At 65.4% G+C, this 4,657-nt stretch carries 2 protein-coding genes; both read right to left on the minus strand.

Annotated features, from left to right (window positions below; all coding sequences use genetic code 11):
• Positions 1 to 319 precede the first annotated feature (319 nt).
• Positions 320 to 709, minus strand: coding sequence for an Imm50 family immunity protein (locus O3Q52_RS49125; protein ID WP_269654933.1), 390 nt, complete (start codon positions 707 to 709; stop codon positions 320 to 322).
• Between the two features lie 15 nt (positions 710 to 724).
• Positions 725 to 4,657 (minus strand): HNH/endonuclease VII fold putative polymorphic toxin (locus tag O3Q52_RS49130; RefSeq protein ID WP_269654934.1); only part of this gene is annotated, 3,933 nt, incomplete at its 5' end.

The raw sequence follows: 4,657 nt of genomic DNA on the forward strand, positions 1-4,657 counted from the left end.
CGCGGCGGCGGTCAGCGCGATCGCTGCGAGCAGGGTGGGGCGGCGGTTCACGGACGGCTCCCGGTGGGGCGAGGGGGACATGAGCGCAGCCACGCTACCGAGGGTGCAGGGACGACACCAGAGCGAATTATCCGAGGGATCGCCCACATCGACCTCAAACCTCCCATAGTTCCACGAAATTGCCGCCGGAAGCCGCCGAAGGAGTGCCCTCTGGGGAGCAACGCCCTCACTGTGTTGGCCACTGCAAAGCATCCCGCCCACCTACCGTGAGGCGCTCCGCGCCCTCACCGCCCGGGCGGGAGATGGGAAACAGGTGAGTTCAGCGGTCATCCAGATAGGCGGCCGTTTTTGTGATGGATACTGTGTCCGCGACAGCCCGGATGCTGGTTTCATTCGACGAGATGACAACGTGCACCGTCTCATCTCTCGTCAGGGTGATATCGCCCACCGGCTCCACGGAGAATCCGCTGATTTCCACACTGCGCAAGCCGCCGAAGAGCAACTCGACTTGGACCGTGTTGAATCCCTGCAATTGCCATTTCCGAGGAGCTTGCGCCGGATAGTCCGACAGATCGAACCGCACTCGAAGCGTGGGACCTTCCCTGTTCAGTCCCACTTCATGAATGTGCACTCCCTCAAGCGGCGGAGGCGAGCCCTGAAAGACGGAATCAATTCCCTCGGGGTTCTCCAATAGGGCTGTCCAGGACATGCTGCCTCACCCAACCTAGTACTCGTAGTGCTGCGCGGTTCCAGGAACCTTACCTGTCCTTGGGTTCTCACTCGGCCGTACATTGTAATGCCGCCCCTGGTTTCCAACGCCGCCCTCTCTGAAATCATGGCCGGCAGAATGGTCCTGAACGATCACTTGACTTCCGTCCTCTCGCGTGTAGACATATTCGCGAGTCATCACCGGTTTACCGCTGTCGTCCATGATCTGGCGCCCTGTGCGGTCTGTCATCGGGACCCGGCGCAACTCGTCCGGCTGCTGTGTCATGGGGATCCCCAGGTCACGCTTTGCCATCCTGAATGCCGCGTTTCGGCTCGGCGCCGTCTTGTGTGACGGCATGTCCGTACATGCCGTGGGCGCGAGTCCAAGGGGATCCGTCCACCTGTGAGGGTTGTCCACATAGGTGAGTGGATTCGGGTCCGGTTCGAGGCCCAGCGGATCGGAGGTGAGATATCGGGCGGTCTCGGGGTCGTAGTAACGGAAGTAGTTGTAGTGGAGGCCCGTTTCGGCGTCGTGGTACTGGCCGGGGAACCGAAGAGGTGTGTACGTCGTGCTGCTCGACGCCCACGCCGTAGTGCCCCAGAGGGTGGTTCGGGCACGCCAGGCGATGGTGCCGGACTCGTCGATGAGTTCGGTGGGTGTGCCGATGAGGTCGGTGACGATGGCGAAGAAGCGCGAGTCCACCTCATCCTGGGTGGCGTCGGCGGCAGTCATCCGTTCGGTTTGGGAGATCGGGTGCAACCCGTCGTAGTCCCACGTCACGATCACCGGATCAGGCAGAGCCGGAGCCACCGTCGTCTGCTCGCAGAGAGTGCTGCCGTCCCACGTGAAGTCGACACGCTCGACGACTGTCTCGGCATCGGCTCCGAGGCGCTGCTTGCCGATGCGACGCCCCAGAGGGTCGTACTGGTAGCGCCAGCGGGTGCCGTCGGGAGTCACCACTGCGGCGAGTTGGTCCTCGGCGTCCCACTCGTAGCGCCAGGTATCCGGCTTACGGGACAGGCGGGTCTTCTGCCGCAGCGTGATGCGGCCGAGCGTGTCGTGCTCGTACCTTGTATTTCCTGCTTGCTCGATGCGGGTACCTCGGTAGCGACGGGGTCCGACGGAATCCTGGCCCGGGTGTACAGCGGGCCAGGACGCGGCAGATTGGTTGCCCGCCTCGTCGTAGGCGTAACGCTCACTCCAGTCGTGGGCCTCAACGGCCGTCACGCGGCCCACGGCATCCAAGTCGTAGCGCCGCGTGCCGTTCAGCTTGTCGTCGAGGCGTACGAGGTTGCCATCCTGACCGTAGCGGTAGGACCGGCGCTGGATCTCCGGCGCGACGGCAGTGGAGACGGAGTGGGTGGTGATGCGGCCCAGCTCGTCGAAGGCGCTGGTCATGGTGGCGAACTCACCTGTCCGACGGGTGAGTTCGCGTCCCGTTGCATCATGGGTGAAGGCGATGGTCCGGCCCGACGCGGTCAATCGTGTCTGGTTGTCCGCCGCGTCGAATTCCCATGTGCTGACCGCGCCCGAAGGGGTCGTACGGCGAATGCGGCGACCCAACTCGTCGTATAGGTAGGTCATGTTCCGGCCGTTGACGGTCTCGGCGTCCAGTCGGCCCGCCGGGTTGTACCGCCGCGTGAGGGTGGCGTCCGGTCCGTTCACCTCCGACAGCTGATCCGCCGCACCGTAGGCGTAGGTGGTGATCCGCCCGTCGGCGTCCTTGCGCACCACCCGTCCCAGTGCGTCGCGCTCGAAGCGCACCGTCTGTCCGAGCGCGTTGGTACGGGAGACGTAGCGCCCTGCCGCATCACATGTGTAGTCGATCGTGCGATCGTCGAAGTCGGTCTCTGATGTCAGGTTGCCGGCAGCGTCGTAGGTATAAAGCCAGCTCATTCCCTGAGGGTTGACGACCCCCGTGAGACGCAGGGATGAGTCGTAGCCGAACTCGTGACGGGACCCGTCCGGGTCGGTACGCGCCGACAACAGGTCGAAGTGGGTGTACTCGAAGCGGGAGACCCGGCCCACTTGGTCGGTGTGGCTCGTGCAGTTGCCTTCGCCGTCATAGGTCCAGGACTCGACGGATCCGTCCGGCGTGGTGCGTCGAGAGGGCAGCCCCTCAATGGTCCAGGAGAACCAAGTGGCGTGCCCCAGAGGATCGACACGGGTGACGGGCCGGCCGAAGGCATCACGTTCCCACACGGTGACCGCGCCCAGGGGGTTGATGTTCTCCAGGGGCAGGCCTGCCGGGTTGCATCGCACGGTGGTCGTGTGACCGAGTGCGTCGTTGATCGCGGCAAGGTGGCCCTGCTCGGTGTACACGTAGCGGGTGGTGGCTCGGGACGGGTCCGTGACGGCCGTGCAGTTGCCGGCCTCGTCGTACTGCTGCAACCAGCGGGAGCCGTCCGGCAGTTCCATGGAGACGGGCAGGTTCAGATCGTTGAAGGCATGGCGGATGACGGCACCGTCGGGATAGATCACCTCGGTGGCCTGGCCGAGGGCGTTGTTCACGAGGCGGGTGGTGTGGCCGAGCTCGTCTGTCGTGGAGACGAGGTGGTGGTGGGCGTCATAGGCGGTGCGGACCATGCCGCCCAACGGGTCGACCTCGACCACGACCTGGCAGTTGTCGTTGATGACGAAGCGGGACGTCGCCCCTTCGGGGGTGGTGACCGTAGTGACGCGGTGCCCCGGCCAGGCCTGATCCGTACCGTCGTAGGCAAAGGAGTTGGCGACGTGCCCGGCCTCGCCCTCCTGGGTGAGGCAGCGGTCCTGGTCGTCGTAGGTGTACACGTAGTTGCTGTTGTTGGTGTCGGCCCAGGACGTGATGCGCAGGCGCTCGTCGTAGGTGAACCGCATCGGGCAACCGGAGGAGTTGGTGACCGAGGTGAGGTTGCCGCCCGTGTATCCGTACTGCTTGATCGCGATCTCCGAGCCGCCCTTTGCGGCGTCGGCCAGGCTGAGGGCGGTAACCCGGCCCTCCTCCACGGTCAGCGCGAGGTGGTAGCCGCCGGAGTGCCGGATCGCGCGAGGTGCGCCGTCGGCGTCGTGGTCGAAGTCGATCGTGTTGCCGTTGCGGTCGGATATCCGCTCCAACAGGGCCAGCTGTCCGTCGGGGGGCGCAAAGTAGTGGCTGCGCCTGGCGATCGTGTCGTCGATGCGGTAGCCGCCGGTGTCCAGGCGGACCAGCGGCCAGCGGGGACCTGCCTCAGGAAGCACAGGGGCGTTGGACGTCTCTGGGTGCGGGTAGGCCAGCAGCATGCCGTCCTCGGTGACGAAGACGATGCCGCCCTCGTCCACTTCGAGGCGCTGGTCGACGGTGGAGGACCAAGTGGGGCCGAACCACCAGCCGGTGCGGTAGCCGGAGGCGGCACGTCGGGTGAAGGTGACGGGAAGGACGCCGGGCAGCGCGACATCCGTCTCTGCCATGAACATCTGGCCAGTGGCCGCGTCAACCGGGTCTCCGCAGCCCTTGATCTTGCTCTTGAGGCGGTTGTACGCGCCCTTGGTACCATCAGCAAGGGCTCCACGGGCCGACTTGCCGAGGCCGCGGGCACCGGTCGCCATACCCTTCATCCCGGCCTTGAGCCCCTTCAGACCCTTGAGCCCCTTGGCCAGGCCGCCGATGGTGGTCAGGCCCTTCATACCCGGGATGCAGTCCAGCGCGGCAAAGGCCACATCCCATAGGGAGGCTTGGCCCTTCGCGTATTTGTTGAGGGTGTCGGCGAGGACGACGAGCGCGGCGATCAGCACGATGGCGCCCAGGATCGGCCCACCGATGATCAGCGCGATGACACCGAGGACCGCGACGACGACCTTGCTGACCGCGACGATGGTGTCCCAGTTGTCGGAGACCCAGTCCCCGACCTCCTCGTACCACTTCCGGTTCTGAATCCCGGCGTCGGACGCCTCGTCCAGCTTCCGCTTGGCGTCACCGGCGGCGTCCTCGCG

Origin of the sequence: Streptomyces sp. ActVer, from assembly GCF_027270795.1 — a bacterium.
Classification (GTDB): Bacteria; Actinomycetota; Actinomycetes; order Streptomycetales; family Streptomycetaceae; genus Streptomyces; species Streptomyces umbrinus_A.